Here is a 20,980-nt window from a genome sequence, read left to right as displayed (position 1 = left end):
TACCCTCCCACCCCATGCGTAAGCTATTTATCGCCGTCCTCCTGATTCTAGGGGGCGCCGCTACCGCTCAATCCATTCCGCCCTCGCCGCGGCAGCTCTATCCTGGCTTGTTCGAGGCCGTGCAGCTAGGCCGCGTGTACCCCGATAACAAAACCTTCGTCGATGCAGTAGCCAAAAGGCCCCCCGCCGATGTAATGCAGGCCTATTTGCAGCAGAAAGGGACCCCAGGCTTCGACCTTAAAGCCTTCGTGGCGGCGCACTTTATTCCCCCACCCGCAATTGGCGGCGAATACCAAAGCCGGGTGGACGCGGGCCTGCGCCACCATCTCGACACGCTCTGGACCGTGTTGCAGCGCCAACCCGACACGCTGGCACGCGGAGCTTCGTCGCTGTTACCGCTCCCGCGCCCCTATATCGTACCTGGGGGGCGTTTTAGGGAAGTCTACTATTGGGACTCCTACTTCACAATGCTGGGGCTGGCCGAAAGCAAGCGCACGTCGGTCATTCGCGACATGGTTGACAACTTCGCTTACCTGCTGGATACGTACGGCTTTATTCCTAACGGCAACCGCACCTACTACCTCACCCGCTCACAGCCGCCATTTTTTGCCAAGATGGTGACCCTGCTAGCCCAGGAGGAAGGCGACGCGAAGACGGTTCTACGCTACCAGCCCCAGCTGCTGCGCGAGTATACTTATTGGATGGCCGGCGCGGAAACCTTGGCTCCGGGTACGGCCCAAGACCGCGTCGTGCGCCTGCCTAAGGGCGAGCTGCTCAACCGCTACTACGACAGCAGCGACCAGCCCCGCGAGGAATCTTACGCCGAAGACGTGGCCGCCGCCAAGCTCAGCTCCCAGCCGCCAGCGCAGTTCTACCGCAACGTGCGCGCCGCCGCCGCTTCGGGCTGGGACTTCAGCACCCGCTGGTTCGGGGCAGACGGCAAGCTAGGCAGCATTCAAACTACTGATATAGTGCCAGTTGATTTGAATTGCCTGCTGTATTACCTCGAAACGACGCTGGCCAACTCTTACCAGCTACAGGGCAATACGGCCCAAGCCAACGCATTTCTCGCCAAGGCTCAAAGCAGGAAAAACGCTATACTGGCTTATTGCTGGGATGCCAAGGCCGGATGGTTTGTCGATTATAATTTCCGGACCCAACTCCGTTCACCTCAGCATACGCTGGCGGCCGTCTATCCCCTGGAGTTTGGCATAGCTACCGAGCCCCAGGCCAAGCGCATAGCGAAAGGCCTGCAACGGGACTTTCTGGAGGCTGGCGGCCTCATTACTACCCGCCGCGGCGGTGGCCAGCAGTGGGATGCTCCCAATGCCTGGGCCCCACTGCAATACATGGCCATCGACGGACTGGAGCGGTATCAGCAAGGGGCCCTGGCCCGCACCGTGGCGACCCGTTGGATTGGCCTGAATAGTGAGGTGTTCGAGCAAACCGGTAAACTGATGGAGAAGTACAATGTGGTGGATACCAAGCTAAAAGCCGGAGGTGGGGAATATCCCCTCCAAGACGGCTTCGGCTGGACCAACGGTGTGCTCCTCAAGCTGATGAACAAGTATACGCCAGAGAAATCCTTCTGATGGGGATTATTTGTCGGGCAACGGCGCGTTACCGCGGCCTAGAGTGGCCGGGCGCAGGTGGTAACTATGCTGTGACGCGGGTCTTCCTACTGCCTATACAGCATCATAATATCCCTGTAAGGAAGGATCGGGACCGATAACCGGTTTCTGTATCGCTACTAAGCTAGAATTGTACTTGCCCGTTTTGAACACTGATACTACGCTTACCCTTTACCCACTTCGCGGAATAACCGTGCCCAGCATTCCACCCAGTTGATTATCCATCTGCTTGAGCAGCTTGATAGCGTGCAGGGTTTCCATCAGATCGGCCTCGTTCATGGGCTGGCGCAGGGCGTCGAGGCGAGTGGCCAGTTCGCGCTGCACGGTGCACTTGTTGAGGCGAAGCACGGCGTTGTCGCAGGCTTGCTGAAGCAAGTCAATCTCACGGGGCACATAAATCTGGTGGGTGGTCCAGTTCGGGCTGAGCTCGTATTTCTCAGTAGCCAAGTCGCTCACTAATTGGCGGATGTCGCCGCGGCCATGCTGAATGAGGGTGCGCACATCGGGCCAGCGCCCCTGCTCCATTTCGGTGCGACAGAGGTAAAGCAAGTCGGCATAAATGGGTGTGAGAAACACGTTTTCTTCGAGCTGACCAAACAGGTATTGCGCTACGCTCACTTCCGGCGCCAGCTGTTGGGGAGCGTAGAGCAGAATTAGTCGCACGATTTCCCGCTCGCAGGCTTGCAACACATCAGGCACGGGCTCTACTTCCTCGGCAGTGCCAGCGTCGGGGACCTGGGGGGCAAAAGTGTCGGATGGCGCCCCGTACATGGCCGCTTCAGCCTCCTCTTCCAACGAAAGCGGCCGTGAGTTGGCGTAAGGCTTTTGGCTTTGGGGGCGCGAGTCGGGCTGGCTGGTGGGCGACGCGGCAGCCGTCTGGGGGGCATTTTTGCCCCCCGCGTTCTTTACCAGCTTGTTATATTCCGTAATAAGTACCTGCTCATCAATGCCGAACGTACCCGAAGTCTGCTGCAGGAACACCTGCCGCTTGATGGGGTCGGGTACCTTGGCGATGCTCTGGAGCACATCGCGGATGGCTTCGGCTTTCTTCACCGGGTCCTGGGCCGCTTCGCGGGCCACGAGGTCGGTTTTGAAGCTAATGAAGTCCTTACTGTGGTTTTCGAGGTGCTCGCGGAAGCGCTGGTCGCCTACTTTGCGGATGTAGCTGTCGGGGTCGTCGCCGTCGGGAAAGAGCACCACGCGCACATTCAAGCCGCCTTCCAGAATCAGGTCGATGCCGCGCAATGAGGCCCGAATGCCGGCCGCGTCGCCGTCATACAGCACCGTCACATTATCCGTGTAGCGAGCAATAAGGCGTATCTGGCTTTCCGTAAGCGAAGTACCCGAGGAGGCCACGACGTTCTTAATGCCGCCCTGATGCAGACTAAGTACATCGAGGTAGCCTTCCACTAAGTAACAGGTTTCCTCCGCCCGAATCGCTTGCCGTGCCTGATACATTCCATACAGCACATCCGACTTATGGTAAATATCCGACTCGGGCGAGTTCAGGTACTTGGCCGTCTTATCATTAGCCTTCAGCGTGCGCGCCCCAAAACCGATGGTACGGCCGGCCACGTTGTGAATCGGGAACATCACGCGGCCCCGGAAACGGTCGTAGCGCCGGCCCGTATCCTGGCCTTGGTCGTCATCTTTCTTAATGACCAGGCCCGTTTTTTCCAGGTATTTCCGCTCGTAGCCAGCTTTTTCAGCTGCTTTCAGCAAATCATCCCACAAATCAAGCGAGTAGCCCAGCTCGAAAGTTTGAATAGTCTGCTGATTCAGACCGCGCTGGCGCAAATAGCTTAGGCCAATGCTTTGCCCCTCTTCCGACTCCAGCAGGAGCTTATGGTAGTGGTCTTTGGCCCAGTTGGAGATGATGAACTGAGAATCTTTCTCATTCTGAACAAGCTGCTGCTCAGGCGTTTTCTCTTCCTCCTGAATCTCAATACCGTACTTTTTCGCCAGATACTTAAGCGCCTCCACGTAGCTGCTGCCCTCAATATCCATAATGAACTGCACCACCCCGCCGGCCTTACCACAGCCGAAACACTTATACAGCCCCTTGGCCGGCGCTACCGAGAAAGAGGGCGACTTTTCGTGGTGAAATGGGCAGCAGGCCCACATATTCTGGCCCTTGCGCTTGAGGCTCACGAAGTCGCCAACCACCTCTACGATGTCGGCTAAGTGCAGAATTTGATCAATAGTTTCTTTGGGAATGCGGGCCATAAAGGCAAAGGTAATACCGCTCCGCCCGGAAGTAATACCACGCTCAAGCTTGGTGCTCTCGTTAGTTAACTGTAGCTGTCCTTGACCGCAATTCTTTATCCTAGGTAGTACCCACCGATTTGAGATTTACCCACTAAGTCCAGCGGCAGTATAAACTGCGCATCCGTCTGCAAAGCGGCAAGGAAATGGTGCAAACTACGCTGGCAATAATCTGGGAGTAGCCGGTTGGGGGCAAATTATGACTGTAGCGCGTTAATAATTGTGGCTAGCGGTGGTTTCGGGAATAATGACAATGTAATCGTAGCCTAAAATGATGGCTTCCAGCTTCTGGTTAGTTACCTGAAGCTTATCGGTGAGGATAGCGCGGCGCGTAGGGCGCAAGTCGACTACGTTCCAAGCCGCGTTGGTCGCGGGCAGGAAAGGCTTGAGGTAGGCTTCTTCAGCGTAGGAATAAGGAGCAACGTTCTTGCTGAAATCGTCCGGATTTTCTCCTGCCACCTGTGTGCCCTGCTTACCCATAATCATAATGTGCAAAGACTTCTGGTCCTGGGCATCGGCCAAATTAGTAACCAGATTTCCCACGTCGGAAATACCGGCCCAAGGGCTCAGATTACGCGCCATATGGCTGGCTCCGAACTTAAATAGCATTTTGGGAAATGGCTGACTAGGCCGTAGCGAGTAAGCTTGTAGTCCTTGTAGCAGATTACGCTTCATCAAATTGATCCGCTCCTGATGGCCGCCGGTGCGCTGTCGTTGTGCTTGGTAGATAGTATAGCTAGCCACGAAATCCCGCACCATTTTCTGCACTTTTGGACTTTCCATTTTTGTGAAGCTCCGCAAGCTGTCAATGCCGGATTGGCGCAGAAAGCTCATTGTGCCCGTGTTCGTATTCCCTACCATACTAGCCCGGTCGCGGGCTTGATAAGCCACGGCACGTTGCTGCAAATAAAGCTTGGCAGGTTTGCTTTTCACTTCCGCGGCCAGCAGTTCAAAAAGGCGTCCTGAAAAGGCTCCACCCACCTGTTCAATCCCCATCAAGATTACTTGCTGAGAGCGGAGGTAACGAGCCAACTCAAATTCTTCAGCCCAACTGAAAAACGATAAGGCTCCTGGGTGCTGCCGCTCAAACGCAGTTGGTAAGCCGGGCTGAGCTGCTAAACGGGTAACCTCGTGCGCCTGATACTCATCAACCTCACTCACGTACACGGCTGGCTTGAGCTCTCGAGCCACTGCCGTAGTAAACACTGGTATCTGGGCCATACCATGGTCTTCCCCTACTAATACGAACTGGCTTATCTGGATGTCGTGCTGTAGCTTTTCCCAACCAGGCCCTGAGAACTGGGGGCCATTTTGTGTGAGAGAATAATGATTTCTCTCTACCAAACGGGTAAGGGTACTATCCTGAGCCTGGGTCCGGCTACCAACTAGGCCAGCCAGAACCACGAAAATAATGTAACGGAAGCTCCTATTAGCTTGAGGATGAGGGCTAGTAGCGAGAGTAAGTTGGCGGCGCGTCAAAGCGGTCATCAGGAGACGTTGGTTTGGATGCCGGAAGCTAGCACAAATTAAAATTGAGAGCGTAAGAGCTAATCCCTCAGGTATAGTGCGAGCAGCGAGCAAGTTCCTTCTACAATGGCGCGCACGGAGTGCTACTCTATTCCACTTACTTTTTCAACCTCTGCCTACGTTTCTGGGTTATCTTTGTATCCTGATTCCTGAACTTATGGCTATTACCCAAGAAGACGTACTGCGTGCCCTCAGCTACGTGGAGGAGCCTGACCTAGGCAAAGACCTGGTGACGCTCAACATGATTGAGGACGTGCGCATCGACGGCCTGAACGTTTCGTTCTCCGTCATCCTCACCACTCCCGCCTGCCCGCTCAAAGAGCTGATTCACAACGCCTGCGTGCGCGCCATACATACTATGGTGGACAAAAACGCGGTGGTGAATGTGAACCTCACTTCCCGTGTAACCACGGCTAGGGCCGCCAACTCGGCTATTCTTAGCGGGGTCAAAAACATCATCGCCATTGCTTCTGGCAAAGGCGGTGTGGGCAAAAGCACGGTGACGGCCAATCTGGCTATTGCCCTTGCGCGCACCGGCGCCAAAGTAGGCCTCATCGACGCCGACATTTCCGGCCCCAGCATGCCCACCATGTTTGGCCTGGAAGATTCTCGCCCCCACGTATTTCAGACGCCAGAAGGCAAAAATCTCATTTTGCCCATCGAAAAATTCGGTGTGAAGCTGATGAGCATTGGCTTTTTGGCTCCCAGCGACAATGCTATTGTGTGGCGCGGTCCCATGGCTTCGTCGGCTCTCAAGCAGTTTATTTCGGAGGTTGATTGGGGTGAGTTGGATTATCTGCTCATCGATATGCCCCCCGGAACCTCCGACATTCACCTGACGCTGGTGCAAACCGTGCCTGTCACTGGCGCTCTCATCGTAACCACGCCCCAGAAAGTGGCGCTGGCCGATGCGCAAAAGGGTTTGCAGATGTTCCGCCAGCCCCAGATTAACGTGCCCGTACTGGGCGTAGTTGAAAATATGGCGTGGTTTACGCCGGCCGAACTACCCGAAAGCAAGTATTTCATCTTCGGAGAAGGCGGCGGCAAAGCCCTCGCCGACAAGCACGAGGTACCGCTCATAGGTCAGATTCCGTTGGTACAGAGCATCCGCGAAACCGGCGACCAGGGCGCACCCGCTATTACGCAGGAAGGAACACCTGCTGCGGCGATTTTTGAGCAGGTTGCTGAAGAGGTAGCCCGCCAGATTTCTATCCGCAACGCTGTTGCGCCGCGCACGCAGGTAGTCGAAATGACGCGCTAATATGAGCGCCAGAGTTGTTTTTTGGTATGCATAAGGCCTTATCCGAACTTCCAAACCTTCCGATTGGTTGGTTCTTAACCGGCTAAAAGCCTTACTTTTGTCTTGCTAGTTTTTTGTTTGGCTGGTTGTTGTTAATCAGCTGAATCAATAAAACCGGCATTAATCTGCGATTCATGACACATTCTGCTGCCGTTGAAGAACATCCGCTGTTATCCCGCGTCGAGCAAGCCCTGGACACGATTCGTCCATACCTGGCTGCCGATGGAGGGAACGTGCGCGTGCTGAATATCACGGACGATATGGTGCTTCAACTGGAGCTTCTGGGTGCTTGTGGTACCTGTCCCATGTCGCCGATGACGCTGAAAGCTGGCGTAGAAGAATCGGTGAGAAAGGCGGTGCCCGAGATTCGGTCGGTGGAAGCGACCAACGCCACGCCGATGGAAGAGCAGCCCGCTGGCCAAACCGGTCATCCTTTGCCCCCCACGCCCGTGCCAACGCCTCAGTTCTAGAGTTTACTGCTTGTAATAGACAACGCCTCGTTTCTGCCAATTTCGGCGGAAGCGGGGCGCTGTGGTTTTGGGGAATTTAAGAAGCTAATGATTTGAGGCGTTGCGTTCAGACGAGAAATGAAAGCATAAAAGTTAGCATTATTAACAATATTCGAAAACTACACTTGACTTTAGCACTTCGCCCAACTGATGCAAAAGCTATGTTATGTATTATTTTTAATATGCATATTTTTTATACCAATTAAAAAATTCATCTTCGGAGCTTTCGTCATCCATTGTCGCTGGATGTTTTACGATCTCCAATGCGATTTTTGGTATTTCAATATTAAATATCTGCCTTACCCAATTTTGAAATTTGAAATTTGGTTTTACAATGAGGTCATCACTATTTTCATTTGGTGGATAAGGAAAGTTTTCATTCCAACAGATTTCATCATAACCAATTGCTAAAAGCCTTAAGAAATCTGTAAAGTTATCAGCTAAAACACATGATAACATTGAGCCAGAACCAGAACCCATATGTACGACCTTGATTTGTCCATTGTCAGACAACCATAGTGCGCATTCTGAACCTTCTGCGCCACTTTGAGCAAAAACACATAGTCTTTCTTTTACCTCATCATTATCATTTCCCCCAAACCAATATTTTAAATTTTCTACACCACCAGCTGAAAAGTACATTGACGTTCCACCATCTCTTTCACTGTCTGTATAACTATCATTTAACTCGTTTTCGGGAAATAGAAATCCGTATCTATATCCGTCTTTATCGTCAACATAAAGTTTTTCTTCTTCAATCCATTGATAGAGCAAAATCAACTCTTTGGGTAATACCATTCCCATTGGAAGAACTTTTTCTAATTGGTCTATAAGTTTATTATTCATTTATTCTATCGTTTACATTGTCTAAAATAATGTCTCCACCTGGTGCGAGCTTGTAGCTCGTGCCGAGCCTTGAGGTGGAGGTTGTACCTCCACTGCCGCAACAGCGGCAAACGGTGACCGCTGCGCCTGGATAATCTGGGCGGCGTGGTCGTTCAGGCGGGGGAGGCGCAGCCTCCCGACGTGGCTCGTCACGAGTCACGCTGCGCTAAACTCGCGCTAGTTGGAAGGCTACAGCAGAAAGCCATTTTCTACAGGGTAAGGCGCGGGTATATTTTCTTCATCCAACATTTCCCGCAGATCAATCTCTATCGTGCGGGCAATGGAAGAAATAGGCACATCATTATAAGCACCCTCAAATGGGTTTTCAGAGTAGTCGCCTATTCGGTCCACCAGAAAATACAGCCAGATGATGACCGTGGAAAAAGGAATAGTAAGCCAATAATGCAAAGAGCGTGATTGCTCAAATATGTCGAGCAGTCCAAAAGGAATGAGAGCACAAAAAATATACATGATCCATAGCCCGGTGGAGGCATATTGCCGGGGGAAAGGGAAATTTTTAATGCGCTCGGTCATTCCCTGTGCGTCGTACAGATTGCCGATGAGGGTATGGAGCCGCACATGCTTATAGTCAGATAATTGCCCGCTGTTATATAGACGTTCGATTTCTCGGCTTTGGTTTTTTAGAATCTGGCTGGGAATGTTTGTGTACTTTTTGAGTTGGCTAAATTCCTCGGCCGATAAATAGGGCGATACTTCAGGCTCCATCCCATCTTGGCACTCCTTCCTGAAATTCGGGGTAAAACCCAGCTTTTCAATAGGCTCATTATGTTCCCACGTTCTTCCTTTTCGCATCGTGTGCTTGAGGGCAAGGAGCCATGCCAAGTGACGGTGAATGGTTCTTTTCTTCCATTCATCGCTACTCTCTGGCCCCGGCATGGTCAGGATGGCCGTAGCAAAGGTTCGGCTGTCATTAATGATTTTGCCCCATATTTTTCTCGCCTCCCAGGTACGGTCGTATGAGCTGTTATTTTTAAAGCTTAGGAAAAAGGCCACCGCAATACCAATCACAGAAATGGGCTGCCAGGGCAAGGCAAAGGGAATATGCGTCGTTTCATACACCACAATAATTGCTGCGGAATAAAGCAACCCATACAGCAGCGATTTTCGCGACCACCGGATTGTCATCCAAAGGCTGTAATAGCGTTTTATGTACATCCTGTTTCCATTTTGGTTGAAGCTAAAACCTGTTAAACATCCCGGATAAAATGGCGATGGCCGGATAAATATAGGGTTGCCTCGGCTGCTCCTCAACTGGCGCACGCTTGCTAGCTCGTGACTTTAAGTGTTGTACCTACACTGCTGTAAAGCGATAAACTGTAGACGCGCCAGTTGAAAAGTTTATTTTGAATTAATTGATAAAATATCCTTTTCCATTTTAGTAAAGGTTTTCTCATTGAGTTTTATTACGGCAACAGGAGGGTCTCCAATGATTAATTCTTTAAAGTCGAAAAAAATAAATTTTTTATCTCGTACTTCTTTTATATCCTTCCAAGGAATGAGTATTGGGTCATGAAACAAACGAAATAAGAAGATGGGCTTTAAATAAATTCCTTCGCTGTTATATTCTAGCAGAAGTGAATTATTGTAGTTAGTTCTATTTATTGACGCAGAAATCAACCCTATCCGCTTGCCAACAAAGTTGTCATTTGCTTTATAGTGTGAGACAAGGTCGCTCCAACCGAATTTAGAAATAATATAGGTAACAAATACCCATATGCTAATGAAGAAGACGGGGAAAAGGTAAACGAGATATTCCATCGGCTTTTCTAATTATTTGTCTGGTGTTCATTGCAGTCAACATCTACGTTGGCGCCACCGAACATTTACCGGGTAGCGGGTATTGTATGGACGGTATACGGATTGCCGCTACCCCTCCCGAAACTGTAGCGGTAGTCAGCAGCGGAAGCTGAAACTCAAGGTAGGCGGTTTCACTGGGTTCGCCCAAACTTCTGTTTGGTTTGCAGTCCTTCGGCTAGTGGGTCTACCTTTGCCCCTCCTACTACCAAGCACCTTCTATGGCTAGCCCCAACGACCCCACGCTCCGCTCCTGGATTGACATTCCGCCTACCAGCGACTTCCCCATTCAGAACTTACCGTTTGGCGTGTTTGAGACGCCGGAGCGCGGCACGCGCCTGGGCGTGGCCATCGGCGACTATGTGCTGGATTTGTACGCCGTTTGTCAATATGGCTTTTTTGAAGATTTGGACTTGGGGCCGGCTCAGCCCAAGGTGTTTCGGCGGCGTTCGTTGAACGCGTTTATTGCCATGGGTAGACCTGTATGGCGGGCCGTGCGCCAGCGCGTGAGTGAGCTGCTGCGCCACGACAATCCGGCGCTGCGAGAGGAAGAAGCGATGCGCGCCTGCCTGCTGCGCCAGAGCGAGGTGGAAATGCTGCGCCCCGTGAAGCCCAACAACTACACCGACTTCTATTCGAGCATAGAGCACGCGACGAACGTGGGGACCATGTTCCGCGACCCGAATAATGCCTTGTTGCCTAATTGGCGCCACATTCCAATTGGCTACCACGGGCGGGCCAGCAGCATTGTAGTGTCGGGTACCCCCATCCGTCGTCCCAATGGGCAGCGTAAAGCCCCCGATGCCGATGCACCTACATTTGGCCCGTCGCAGCAGCTGGATTTTGAGTTGGAAGTAGCTTTTGTGAGTGGTCGCACTACCGAGCTTGGTTCACCAGTGCACATACAGCATGCCGAAGAGCATATTTTTGGGTTGGTGCTGTTTAACGATTGGAGCGCCCGCGACATTCAAGCCTGGGAGTACGTACCGCTGGGGCCGTTTTTGGGCAAGAGCTTTGGCAGTAGTATTTCGCCCTGGGTGGTAACGCTGGATGCACTGGAGCCCTTCCGTGTGGCTGGCCCTGTGCAAGAGCCGGAGCCACTGTTGTACTTGCGGCAGTTGGATGCGCACAACTTTGATATTAATCTGGAGGTCGTGATTCAGCCTGAAAATGCCCCCCAGACGGTAGTTAGCCAAACCAACTTCCGGCACATGTACTGGAGCATGGCCCAGCAGCTCACCCACCAAACCAGCAATGGCTGTAACCTGCAAGTAGGCGACCTCTACGCCAGCGGTACCATCAGCGGCGCCACACCTGACTCCCTGGGTTCTATGCTGGAACTGGCCTGGAAAGGCACTCGCCCAGTGCCCCTAGCCGACGGTTCGGAGCGCAAGTTTCTGCTGGATGGCGACACGGTGACGATGCGTGGCTTCGCGCAGAAAGATGGTATTCGGGTTGGATTTGGCGAAGTAAGCGGGATGATTTTGCCCCCCAAGGAGTAATTTATCAGCATGCATACCCGGCGAAATGCTGCTTCCATCGGAGGCAGCATTTTTCGTTTCCATATCTCTAGCGAAGAGAAATTTGCGAATGCGCTACGTATAAGCACGACTGCCTAGGTATAGCGCGCATTTGCGCCTAAGGTTTAATACGTATTTCGGAGCCAATTGACCCGATTCCGCAACTTTAGAAATACAGGGTAGTACCATTTACCACCGCTACAGTACCTCGCCCACAGATTCAGAATTTCTGCGAATCTGTGGGCGAGGTACTGTAGCGAACTGAACTCCTACCCACTACCTAAACGCCGGAAACGTATGTTAGCTATGGAATACCGGGGCCCGAAAAGGGTCCGTGCCGTCCAAAAACCAATGCCCGAAATCAAGCACCCTCAGGATGCGATTGTGCGGGTTACCCGAACCTGTATTTGTGGCTCTGACCTGCACTTATACAACGGCAACGTGCCGGACACCCGTGTAGGCTCAACCTTCGGGCACGAGTTTGTGGGGATCGTAGAGGAAGTTGGCCCTGATGTAACCAAGATCAAGGTAGGCGACCAAGTATTGGTGCCCTTCAACGTAGCCTGCGGCGAGTGCCACTTCTGTAAGCAAGGAATGTTTGGCAACTGCCACGAGTCCAACACGATGGCTACAGCGGTGGGGGCTATTTTTGGCTACTCACACACGGCCGGCGGCTTCGATGGCGGGCAGGCTGAATACGCCCGCGTACCGTATGCCAACGTCGGCCCGACGGTTATTCCGGCCGACATGGACCCCGACGATGCTGTACTGCTAACCGACGTGGTGCCTACTGGCTACCAAGCGGCCGAAATGGCGGGCATTCAAACCGGTGATACGGTAGTGGTATTTGGGGCGGGCCCGGTGGGTATTATGGCCGCGCGCTGCTCGTGGCTGTTTGGTGCCGGGCGGGTTATCGTGCTCGACAACGTGGACTACCGACTGGAATTTGTGCGCAATTATGCCCCCTGCGAGGTGTATAATTTCGACGAGATCGGGGACCCGGTGCTGTTTATCAAGAAGATAACGGACTGGATGGGTGCCGACTGCGTAATTGACGCCGTGGGAGCTGAAGCAACCGGCAACGCGATGCAAAGCATTACGGGCCGTAAACTTTTGCTGCAAGCGGGTTCGGCCACGGCGCTGCACTGGGCCATTAACTCGGTGAAGAAAGGCGGCGTGGTGTCGATTGTGGGCGTGTATGGCCCGACTGATAACTTGGTACCCATCGGCAACATGATGAACAAAGGCCTTACCATGCGCGGCAACCAAACGTCGGTTAAGCGCTTGCTGCCGCGTTTGATTGACCACGTGATGAACGGTACGCTCAACCCGAAGGCAATGATTACCCATCGCTTGCCCCTGGAGGAAGTAGCCGATGGCTACCGCATGTTCTCCGCCAAGCTGGATAACTGCATCAAAACCGTTCTGATTCCCCCATCCGCCAACAAGTAAAGCCGACTGATCATGGAAAATTCAATAAAAGACTACAAGCAGATAAAAGGCTGGGGAGTTGACGCAGATCCTAAAAACGACCCAACTTATCCGATGCGCAATCGGATGAACGTGTCGCAGGACCCTGACAGCAAATCGCATCCCTCGCCGATGCAGCATGACGACACGGAGCTGTTGAAATCAAATGAGCGGCCTCGCGTATCGACGGTGTATGGAACTACCGTGCCTCCCAGCGGGCTGAGTGGCATGATTCGGCGCTTGGCCTTCCGCTACAGCGAAAACGAGTATCGCCACTGGCTGCCCCTCCTGGTTGCCGACCGGGTGCAGGTAGTAGAAGGTATCTTGGAGGATCTCGCCAGTGGCACAGTCCCCAATATTTTTGCTGAAAAAGGGTACGCTATGGAGTGGAAACACAACCGCACGGCCTTTGTAACCAAGATGGCGGCCATTGCGGCCGTTACGGCTGGTGTCGTGGTTTTGCTCACCTCCGATTCAGATAAGAAGAATAAAAACTCGCGCAAGCGCAAAGGCTACAAAAAGGGGTATCGCGGATATTCCGATACGCACGCCTTGTAGCATTCTAGTTCATAAAAAAGCCCCCCAGAACTTGTCTGGGGGCTTTTTTAGTTTTAAGCCTACTGCTCAAATATTGCGTCTGTACACGCTACTTTTTACCGGCGATAATCTCTTCTACGATGCCAGGGTCGAGCAAGGTGGTAGTGTCGCCGAGGTTGGTGGTTTCGCCTTCTGCTACTTTGCGCAGGATGCGGCGCATGATTTTGCCGGAGCGCGTTTTGGGCAAACCGGACACAATCTGAATCTTGTCGGGCTTGGCGATTTTGCCAATTTCAGCCACCACCGTTTCGATAATGCTGGCTTCCACGTGTGACATTTCGTTGGGCTTCACAGGCTCGCCGCAAATAACGAACGCATAAATGCCCTGCCCTTTCACATCGTGCGGGTAACCAACCACCGCCGACTCCACGACGTAGGCGTTTTCGTTGATGGCATTCTCAATTTCGGCCGTGCCGAAGCGGTGACCCGATACGTTGATGACATCATCGACGCGGCCAATGATACGGTACATGCCGTCCTTGTCGCGGCGGGCACCGTCGCCAGTGAAATAGTAGCCGGGGTAGGCGCCAAAATACGTTTGGCGGCAGCGCTCATGGTCGCCGTAGGTGGTGCGAATAATACCCGGCCATGGATACTTGATAGCGAGGTAGCCTTCCTCTTCGTTGCCTTCAATTTCTTTGCCTTCCTGAGTAAGCAACACGGGCTGCACGCCAGGCAGCGGCTGACCGGCGTGGGCCGGTTTGAGCGGAGAAATGCCCCCCAGCGCCGAAATCATGATGCCGCCGGTTTCTGTTTGCCACCACGTATCCACAATGGGGCAGCGCTCCTTGCCTACGTGGGTGTGGTACCAATCCCAGGCTTCCACATTAATGGGCTCGCCCACGGTACCCAGAATGCGGAGGGAATCGAGGGAATAGCTGAGCACGTTATCAAGGGGCGTGGCCATCAGCGACCGGATAGCAGTTGGGGCCGTGTAGAATATATTAACGCCGTGCTTGTCAATTACTTCCCAGAAGCGCCCGGCGCTAGGATACGTCGGAATGCCTTCGAACATGAGGGTGGTAGCACCGCTCAGTAGTGGCCCGTAGAGCAGGTAGCTGTGGCCCGTCACCCAGCCGATATCGGCGGTGCACCAGTACACGTCGTTTTCATTTACCTGGAATACATTGCGGAACGTGTAATCAGCCCATACCATATAGCCGGCCTGGGTATGCACCACCCCTTTCGGCTTGCCGGTGCTGCCCGACGTGTAGAGGATGAACAGCATATCCTCCGCGTCCATTTCCTCGGCCGGACAGGATTTTTCAGCCTCCAACACTTCCTCATGGTACCACACGTCGCGGCCTTCGTGCATGTGCACCGGCCAGCCCAAGTGCTCCACCACAATCACGCGACGCACGCTAGGGCAGGTTTCCAACGCCTCATCCACTACCCGTTTCACCGGAATCTGGCGGGCGCCGCGGTTGAGGCCATCGGAGGTGAGGACGGTGGTAGCTTGTGCGTCGTTCACGCGGTCGGCAATGGCGGTGGCGGAGAAGCCAGCAAACACCACCGAATGCACTGCCCCAATGCGGGCGCAGGCCAGCACGGCAATAGCCAGCTGCGGAATCATAGGCATGTAGATGCACACCCGGTCGCCTTTCTCCACGCCGTTATTGTGCAGCACGTTGGCAAACTTGCAGACTTCCTGATGCAGCTCGCGGTAGGTATAGCGAATCTGACGGACTTTGGGGTCGTTGGGCTCCCAGATGAGCGCCAATTTGTTGCCGCGCGTAGCGAGGTGGCGGTCGAGGCAGTTTTCGGTGATATTGAGCTTGGCGCCGCTAAACCATTCATTGTGCCCGCCAACGAGGTCGGCCTTGACTACCGTATCCCACTTGCGGCGCCAGGTAAAGGGCTCGGCCACGTCCGCCCAGAATTGCTCGGGATTCTCGACGCTGCGCTTGTAAGCGTCGGTGTATTCTTCGAAGGTGCGAATGCGCGAATGTTGAGTGGGCATAATAGGGAGAGTAGGTTGTGTGGAAGGTTCTACTAAGTGAGGCAGCAAGGCTACCTCTGTGATAAGTATTAAGTGTTAGTGCAGGAGTTATACTTTCTCAAAGGCGGCTCCTACTCCCCGCCGCTCTAGCCCCGCTCGAATTTCATCGAGAATCAGTGGGTCGTCGATGGTTGAAGGGATACTGAACTGCTCGCCGTCGGCTAGTTGACGCATGGTTTTGCGCAGGATTTTGCCCGACCGGGTTTTGGGCAACCGTTTTACTATCAGTACTTGTCGGAAGCAGGCGACGGCCCCAATCTGGGAGCGAATTATCTGCACCAATTCCTGTTCTAGCGCCTCTTCGGCTATGGTTTGGCCATCTTTCAGCACAATTAAGCCAATGGGTCGCTGCCCCCGCAGCTCGTCGGCAATGCCCAGCACGGCGCACTCGGCCACGGCTGGGTGGGCGGCCAACAGTTCCTCCATCTCGCCCGTGCTGAGGCGGTGGCCGGCCACGTTCATCACGTCATCTACCCGGCCCATAATAAATACGTAGCCCTCCGCGTCGCGGAAGCCACCGTCGCCGCTGAGGTAGTAGCCAGGAAAGGTGTTCAGGTAGGATTTGCGGAAACGCTCATCATCCAGCCAAAGCGTAGGCAAACAGCCGGGCGGCAACGGCAGGCGCACTGCCACCAGCCCGGTAGTACCAGCGGGCACCTCGTGGCCGGCTTCATCCAGAATCCGGACATCATAGCCCGGCACCGGGTGGCCAGCGCTGCCAGCGCGAGCGGGGGGCATTTCCGTCAGGCCAACCAGCGTAGCCAGCATCGGCCAGCCTGATTCAGTTTGCCACCAATGGTCAATTACAGGAACGCCCAGGGTTTGAGCGGCCCACTCGTACGTGGCAGGGTCGCAGCGCTCTCCGGCCAGAAACAGGTGGCGCAAACGGCTCAGATCGTACTGCTTCGCTAATTTGCCCCCGGGTCTTCTTTTTTGATGGCTCGGATAGCGGTGGGCGCTGTAAAAATCACGTTTGCGCCGTAGTCGGCGGCTAAGCGCCAGAAGGTGCCAGCGTCGGGCGTACGAACGGGCTTGCCTTCAAATAGTATCGTGGTGCAGCTGTGCAGCAATGGACCATACACAATATAGCTGTGGCCCACCGCCCACCCAATATCGGAGCCTGAGAACATGGTTTCGCCGGGAGCCAGCCCATAAATGGCGCTCATGCTGTATTTCAAAGCCACAGCATGTCCGCCGTTATCACGCACCACGCCTTTGGGTTTGCCGGTGGTACCGGAGGTGTAAAGAATGTAAAGCGGATCGGTAGCTTGCACGGGTACGCACGCCTGCGGTTTGGCTTTCAGCAACTCTTGGTAATCAAGGTCGCGGCCCGGTAACAAGTCGGCTTGCACGAAAGCACGCTGGAGCACCACCGTATAATTAGGTTTGTGGGAAGCCAGCGCAATGGCTTCATCGAGCAGGGGCTTGTAGGGAATAATCTTGTCAATCTCGATTCCGCCCGAGGCCGACACAATGACTTTGGGCTGGGCATGATCGATGCGAACGGCCAGCTCGTGGGGGGCAAATCCGCCAAATACCACGGAGTGCACGGCCCCTAATCGAGCGCACGCCAGCATAGCCACCACCGCTTCCGGCACATTGGGCATATAAATAATGACCCGATCCCCTTTCACCACGCCCAAATCGCGCAGCCCGCCGGCGAAGCGCGCCGTCAAATCTTGCAGCTCTTGATAGGTGTAGCGCTGCTTGGTTTGCGCGACGGGCGAGTCATAGATCAGGGCTACCTGCTGCCCGCGGCCAGCATCTACATGATGGTCGAGGGCGAGGTAGCAGGTGTTGAGCATACCACCTTTAAACCAGCGATAGAACCCGTTTTCGTCTTGAGAAAGTATTTCCTTGGGTTGGTCGAACCATGCTATTTGCCGGGCCTGCGCCGCCCAGAAGGCGGCGGGGTCGGCGAGGCTGGCGGCGTGGGCCGCAGCGTAAGCAGACGGTTGGGGGCATTTTTCATGGAACTGACAAGTAAGTACTGTCCGATTGGGTGAGAATACTCTTCTAAAACGTCATGCAGCGCAAAGTGAAGCATCTCATATGTTTAGCAAGGTTAGTACCCTCTTATCAGCACGCCAGATGCTTCACTGCATTCTGCATGCGGGTCAGGTACATTGACTATTAACCTGGCGCGGTGGCGGCAACCAGCTCCTGCACTTTGCTTACCAGCTGGCGGGTGCTGAAGGGCTTGGGAATGTAGAGGTCAGCGCCGGCTTCGTAGCCTTTCTGCACGTCGGCTTCCTTGCTCTTGGCGCTCAGAAAAACGACTTTCGTTTCTTGGCGCTCAGGATGGGCGCGCACGTGCCGGCACACCTGATAGCCATCCACGTCGGGCATCATAATATCCAGCAGAATGACGTTAAAAGGTGCTTTATTAATAGCCTCCAGCGCTTCGGTACCATTACGGGCAATGCTGACATGGTAGCCGTTTTTGCGCATCAAAAACTCCAACGACATCACGATATTAGGCTCATCATCAACGATCAGGATTCGGGGCTGTTTCATAGAAAAAAGGCAGGTCGGAAGCGAAATTCGAGGTACTATGGGAGACTTGCTCCCTCGTGAATTTTCAGGGTTAGAGGTTCTTAGCTTAGGTTTGGGCGCCGGCAGCAGTATGCTGCGGCTCATTTGTATTCGCTGACACGGGTAGTTCAATGGAAAAGCGGGCGCCGTGATCGGGCTCACTTTCAACCCAGATGCGCCCGGCGTGCAGCTCCACTATTTTCTTGGTGATGGCCAGGCCCAGCCCAGAGCCTTCGGGCTTGCGGGTAGTCTGGTTTTTGGCCTGGAAAAACTTGTCAAAAATCAGCTCGTGGTAAGCTGGATCGATGCCTTTGCCGTTGTCGAGCACGCTGATGCGCAAGGCCTCCCCGGCTATTTCCGTGAGCACGCTAATTTGCCCCCCGCCATCGGGGCGGCACGTTTTGACCGCATTGGAAAGCAGATTAACCAATACCTGCATCAGCCGGTCGCGGTCGCCGGTGAGGAGCGGCAGATTGGGCGGCACCACAACATTGAGTTGAATGTGCTTGTCGCGAATAAGCTGGCCCACCGACTCGATAGCGTCGTTGATGATCTCGGCCACATCCACGGGTGCATAGTCCAGGGTGGCTTTGCCCGATTCATACTTTTCTAGATCCAACACCAGCGTAATCAGCCGGCTCAAGCGCTCCGACTCGCGGGTGATGGTGTGCAGAAACCGGAGGCGTTCTTCCTCCTCAATTTCCGGGTTATCACTCAGGATTTCCGATAGCGCCCGAATGCTGGTGAGCGGCGTGCGCAGCTCGTGCGTAACGGTGTACAAAAACTCGTCCTTGCGCATATCCAACTCCTGGAGCTGGGTGTAGGCATCGCGCAAATCGTCGGTGAGGCGCTGGAGCTGGCGCGACTGCTTCTGGAGCTGGCGGTTGGCTTCCAGCACTTGCTGGGACTCTTTCAAAATGCCTACCACGTTATCGAAGCTGATTTCCTCCACTCCTACCGCCGACGATAGCAGCAGCCGCGCGGAAGCCGGCCCAATGCTGCCAGCCAACAGCTTTTCGGCGTAAGCCACTAGGCGCGGATCGGCTTGGGGGGCAATTGTATCGGCTAGTTGGTTGTCGGCATCGGGGAAGCGCTCGGCGAAGGCGTGCAAGGCCTGGGCTGTGCGCTTTTTGCCTAGAAAACCCGTGAGTAAAGCCCGTAGATCGGGCAACGGAGCTGCCGAGCTAGGCCAGCCGCTGGGCCCCTCAAACACGGTGCGGTAGCGGAAAACATCTACAAATACATCGGCCTGCCGTTCTTCCAACGCCGTAGGCTGGCCCGCCAACGAAACCCCAACGTAGAGCCCAACATTGAAAAACCAGCTCCAGAAGAGCCCGTGCGACAGATAATCTAGGTCGCTAAGACCGAATAGTACGAACGGCCGCAGCCAGCTTTGGCCAAATAAACCATCGGTCAGCAAGCTTTCCGGCAGCAGTCCCGGCCCTACCATCGTGGGCATGACCAAGGTAAAAAACCACACAAAAAAGCCCCCCAAGATGCCCGCTGTTGCTCCCTGATGGGTGCCGCCTTTCCAATACAAGCTTCCGAGCACTACAGGCAGAAACTGCGCTACCGCCGCAAACGAAACCAGCCCAATATTCACCAGCGGCAGCAAATGCCCCACAAAACTATAATAGCCAAAGGCCAGCAGCAATACCAGCACCACCGCCAGCCGTCGGCTTTGCAGCGCCACCTGACTTAAGTAAGCAAACCAATGCGTGCGCACCTCGGAGCGGGCAGCGGGCACGCGCACCAGCAATGGCATAAGCAGGTTATTGCTCATCATCACGCTCAAGGCAATGGTTTCGACGATAATCATGCTGCTGGCTGCCGACAAGCCACCCAAATAGGTGAGCATAGCCAACCAGCGCTGGCCCGCATTCAGCGGCAGGGCCAGCACAAACGTATCGGCGTCGAGGCCCCGGCCACCGTAGAGTAATACGCCGCCAAAAGCAATGGGCAGCACAAACAGATTGATAACAATGAGATAGAGCGGAAACAGCCACATGGCTTTGCGCAGGTGATCCTCATTCACGTTTTCGACTACGGACACCTGGAATTGGCGGGGTAGCAGCAGAATAGCTGACACACTGAGCACGAGCAGCGTAAGCCACTGCGTAGCACTGGTACCGGCCCCGCCCAGCGTAAACAGTCGGTTGAGGGCAGGCTCGGCAGCCGCTTTTTCAAACACGTCACCGAAGCCATCGAACAGCCCGAACGTTACAAACAACCCCACACCCAGAAAGGCGATAAGCTTCACCAAACTCTCCACGGCTACGGCCAGCACCATGCCCTCGTGGCGCTCGGTGGCTTCCACCGAGCGTACACCGAAAATGATAGTGAAAAAAGCCAGCGCTACCGTGGTGTACAGAGCTGAGCTTGCAGCTTCCCCTCCCTCGGCCACAATGGACGTGGCCGCCCCTCCACGGGTCATGATATTAAATGATGCGGCTATAGCCTTGATTTGCAGCGATATATAAGGAATTATCCCCAGCACGCACACTACCGTTACGAGGGCACCCAACGAAGCACTTTTGCCGTAGCGGGCGGATATAAAATCGGCGATGGACGTGAGGCGTTGCAACCGGCAGATGCGAATAATCTTACGCAATACCAGCCACCAGGCCGGCGCCAACAACGTAGGGCCCAGGTAGATGACTACAAACTCCAGCCCATGACTAGCGGCGTGGCCCACACTGCCGTAATACGTCCAGGCGGTGCAGTACACGGCCATACTCAAGGCGTACACATACGGGTTGCTCACCAGCGAACGGCGTTCGGCCGAGCGGCGCTCCGCCGCGTAGGCCACGCCAAACAGCAAAGCCAGGTAGCCGAAAGAGAAGCCGATAATGAGCAGCTGATTCATGTGAATCCCAGATAAAACTGGTTAGGGGAAGCAAAAAGTAGCGGTTGTACTTCTGGGTGAA

At 54.2% G+C, this 20,980-nt stretch carries 16 protein-coding genes; 6 read left to right on the top strand and 10 right to left on the bottom strand.

The features are described from left to right. Positions 1-14 precede the first annotated feature (14 nt). Positions 15-1,592, top strand: coding sequence for an alpha,alpha-trehalase TreF (treF, locus tag G7064_RS00735; RefSeq protein WP_166072051.1), 1,578 nt, complete (start codon positions 15-17; stop codon positions 1,590-1,592). Between the two features lie 210 nt (positions 1,593-1,802). Here the strand turns inward: treF and dnaG are convergent, their stop codons facing one another. Next, positions 1,803-3,857, bottom strand: coding sequence for a DNA primase (dnaG, locus tag G7064_RS00730; protein WP_166072050.1), 2,055 nt, complete (start codon positions 3,855-3,857; stop codon positions 1,803-1,805). 252 nt (positions 3,858-4,109) lie between these two features. Continuing rightward, positions 4,110-5,384: a hypothetical protein gene (locus G7064_RS00725; RefSeq protein WP_166072049.1), complete on the bottom strand. Its 1,275-nt coding sequence runs from the start codon at positions 5,382-5,384 to the stop codon at positions 4,110-4,112. 196 nt (positions 5,385-5,580) lie between these two features. Here G7064_RS00725 and G7064_RS00720 point away from each other — a divergent pair, with 196 nt between their 5' ends. Together G7064_RS00720 and G7064_RS00715 are read left to right on the top strand one after the other, a co-directional pair. Continuing rightward, a complete protein-coding gene (locus G7064_RS00720; RefSeq protein ID WP_133273066.1) occupies positions 5,581-6,684 on the top strand; it encodes an Mrp/NBP35 family ATP-binding protein in 1,104 nt (367 codons plus the stop codon). A gap of 173 nt (positions 6,685-6,857) precedes the next feature. Beyond that, positions 6,858-7,193 carry a NifU family protein gene (locus tag G7064_RS00715; protein WP_133273067.1) on the top strand — a complete coding sequence of 112 codons (336 nt, stop codon included), beginning with the start codon at positions 6,858-6,860 and terminating at the stop codon, positions 7,191-7,193. A gap of 216 nt (positions 7,194-7,409) precedes the next feature. Here the strand turns inward: G7064_RS00715 and G7064_RS00710 are convergent, their stop codons facing one another. The 3 genes from G7064_RS00710 to G7064_RS00700 all read right to left on the bottom strand — a co-directional run bounded on the left by G7064_RS00710 (position 7,410) and on the right by G7064_RS00700 (position 9,896). Next, on the bottom strand, positions 7,410-8,078 hold the full coding sequence (locus G7064_RS00710) for an SMI1/KNR4 family protein (protein ID WP_166072048.1): 669 nt from the start codon (positions 8,076-8,078) through the stop codon (positions 7,410-7,412). 228 nt (positions 8,079-8,306) lie between these two features. Beyond that, a complete protein-coding gene (locus G7064_RS00705) occupies positions 8,307-9,293 on the bottom strand; it encodes a bestrophin family protein (RefSeq protein WP_166072047.1) in 987 nt (328 codons plus the stop codon). 183 nt (positions 9,294-9,476) lie between these two features. Next, on the bottom strand, positions 9,477-9,896 hold the full coding sequence (locus tag G7064_RS00700; protein ID WP_166072046.1) for a hypothetical protein: 420 nt from the start codon (positions 9,894-9,896) through the stop codon (positions 9,477-9,479). Positions 9,897-10,153: 257 nt separating this feature from the next. On the opposite strand from G7064_RS00700, the gene fahA reads away from it, so the two are divergent. The 3 genes from fahA (at position 10,154) to G7064_RS00685 (ending at position 13,480) form a co-directional block, all read left to right on the top strand. Continuing rightward, positions 10,154-11,434, top strand: coding sequence for a fumarylacetoacetase (gene fahA, locus G7064_RS00695; protein ID WP_166072045.1), 1,281 nt, complete (start codon positions 10,154-10,156; stop codon positions 11,432-11,434). A gap of 315 nt (positions 11,435-11,749) precedes the next feature. Then, complete coding sequence (locus G7064_RS00690; RefSeq protein ID WP_166072044.1) at positions 11,750-12,904, top strand: zinc-dependent alcohol dehydrogenase; 1,155 nt, start codon at positions 11,750-11,752, stop codon at positions 12,902-12,904. 12 nt (positions 12,905-12,916) lie between these two features. After that, complete coding sequence (locus tag G7064_RS00685) at positions 12,917-13,480, top strand: hypothetical protein (protein WP_166072043.1); 564 nt, start codon at positions 12,917-12,919, stop codon at positions 13,478-13,480. Between the two features lie 88 nt (positions 13,481-13,568). Here G7064_RS00685 and acs read toward each other — a convergent pair whose 3' ends face one another. The 5 genes from acs to G7064_RS00665 all read right to left on the bottom strand — a co-directional run bounded on the left by acs (position 13,569) and on the right by G7064_RS00665 (position 20,919). Beyond that, positions 13,569-15,479: an acetate--CoA ligase gene (gene acs, locus G7064_RS00680; RefSeq protein WP_166072042.1), complete on the bottom strand. Its 1,911-nt coding sequence runs from the start codon at positions 15,477-15,479 to the stop codon at positions 13,569-13,571. A gap of 87 nt (positions 15,480-15,566) precedes the next feature. After that, entirely contained in the window at positions 15,567-16,403 is an 837-nt protein-coding gene (locus G7064_RS22650) for an AMP-binding enzyme (protein ID WP_262888636.1), read from the bottom strand. Positions 16,404-16,426: 23 nt separating this feature from the next. Further along, positions 16,427-17,323 carry an AMP-binding protein gene (locus G7064_RS22645; RefSeq protein WP_262888635.1) on the bottom strand — a complete coding sequence of 299 codons (897 nt, stop codon included), beginning with the start codon at positions 17,321-17,323 and terminating at the stop codon, positions 16,427-16,429. Positions 17,324-17,651: 328 nt separating this feature from the next. Beyond that, positions 17,652-18,035, bottom strand: coding sequence for a response regulator transcription factor (locus G7064_RS00670; RefSeq protein WP_166072041.1), 384 nt, complete (start codon positions 18,033-18,035; stop codon positions 17,652-17,654). A gap of 85 nt (positions 18,036-18,120) precedes the next feature. After that, positions 18,121-20,919 (bottom strand): sensor histidine kinase, encoded by a 2,799-nt coding sequence (locus tag G7064_RS00665; protein ID WP_166072040.1) that lies wholly within the window; start codon positions 20,917-20,919, stop codon positions 18,121-18,123. Positions 20,920-20,980: the final 61 nt, after the last annotated feature.

The sequence above is a fragment of the Hymenobacter sp. HDW8 genome (genome assembly GCF_011305775.1).
GTDB lineage: Bacteria > Bacteroidota > Bacteroidia > Cytophagales > Hymenobacteraceae > Hymenobacter > Hymenobacter radiodurans.
The sequence above is the reverse complement of the archived record's forward strand: the minus strand, read 5'-3'. Positions and strand labels throughout refer to the sequence as shown.